The organism is Nocardiopsis baichengensis YIM 90130 (assembly GCF_000341205.1).
Lineage (GTDB): Bacteria > Actinomycetota > Actinomycetes > Streptosporangiales > Streptosporangiaceae > Nocardiopsis_A > Nocardiopsis_A halophila.
Genome location: NZ_ANAS01000060.1, coordinates 1 through 1,301, shown reverse-complemented (window position 1 = coordinate 1,301; position 1,301 = coordinate 1). Strand labels below are relative to the sequence as shown.

The 1,301-nt window shown below is 69.7% G+C and carries 1 protein-coding gene; it reads right to left on the bottom strand.

Annotated features, from left to right (window positions below; genetic code table 11):
• Positions 1–39: 39 nt before the first annotated feature.
• Positions 40–1,229, bottom strand: a protein-coding gene (locus tag C892_RS0128235) for an IS3 family transposase (RefSeq protein ID WP_239647575.1) whose coding sequence is annotated in 2 segments (ribosomal slippage) — positions 40–962 and positions 962–1,229 — 1,191 coding nt in all. Because the reading frame shifts where the segments join, the coding sequence is not laid out codon by codon here.
• Positions 1,230–1,301: the final 72 nt, after the last annotated feature.

Genomic DNA, 1,301 nt, shown 5'->3' with positions numbered 1-1,301 from the left:
TGAGCTGAACCGGGTTTTGTAGAGTCAGTTGTCCTTGTTTCAGGCCGCTTCGGACTCTTCGCTCTGCTGCGCGTGAGCCTGCTCATACTCGGCGGGCGGGACATACCCCAGCGCCGAGTGGAGGCGCTCGTTGTTGTACCAACCCACCCACGCCACCAGGGCCTGCTCGACCTGGCGCAGCGTGGCCCAGGGACCGGCGTGCTCGATCAGCTCGGCCTTGAACGTCCCGTTCAGCGCCTCGGCCATCGCATTGTCATAGGAATCGGCCACCGAACCCACCGAAGCGGCGACCCCGGCCGCCTCCAGACGCTCGCTGTAGCGCAGCGACAGGTACTGCGACCCGCGGTCGCTGTGGTGGACCAGCCCCTGGCCGGAGCGGATCCCGCGGGCCCACAGCGCCTGCTCCAGCGCGTCCAGCACCAGCTCGGTGCGCATATGCGGGGCGAGCTGCCACCCCACGACCATCCGCGAGTACACGTCCAGCACGAACGCGACATAGACCCAGCCCGACCAGGTACGCACACAGGTCATGTCCGCCACCCACAGCCGGTTCGGCCCGTTGGCGGCGAAGCGGCGCTCCACCAGGTCGGGCGGGCGCACCGCGCAGGGGTCGGGCGCGGTGGTGGTGCGGCGCCGCCGCCCGCGGATCACCCCTTCGATCCCCGCATCGCGCATCAGGCGCTCGACCGTGCACCTCGCGGCGCCGATTCCCTCTCTGGCGAGCTGGCGGTGGATGCGGCGCACCCCGTAGACCCCGCCGGATTCGCCGTGGATATGGGCGATGCGCTCGGTGAGCTGCGCATCGCGCCGGGCCCGCGCGGACGGGGGCCGCTTGCGTCGTGCGTAGTAGGCGGACTCGCTCAGATCGAGTTCCCGGCATACGGGCCCGACCCCGAAGTCGTCGCGGAGGTGGTCGATCACCGCGTCGGCCTCGTCCGGGGCTGGTCGAGCTCCTTGGCGAAAAACGCGCTGGCGGCCTTGAGAATGTCGTTGGCCCGGCGGAGTTCGGCGTTCTCCTTGCGGAGCCGGCGCAGCTCCTCGCGCTCTTCGGTGGTGGGGCGGTCATCGCGCTCGCCGGTGTCGGCCTCGTTCTGGCGGACCCAGTTGCGCAGGGCTTCGGGGTGGATGCCCAGGTCGCGGGCGACGTGGGCGATCGGGCGGCCCGAGGAGCGGACCTCGCGCACGGCGCGGTCGCGGAGTTCCTCGGGGTACTTGCGTGGTGCTGCCATCTTCGGGTGAATCTCCAATCACCAGAGGATAACCCCTGGTCAGAGAGACTCTACGCAACCAAGGACAGCTCA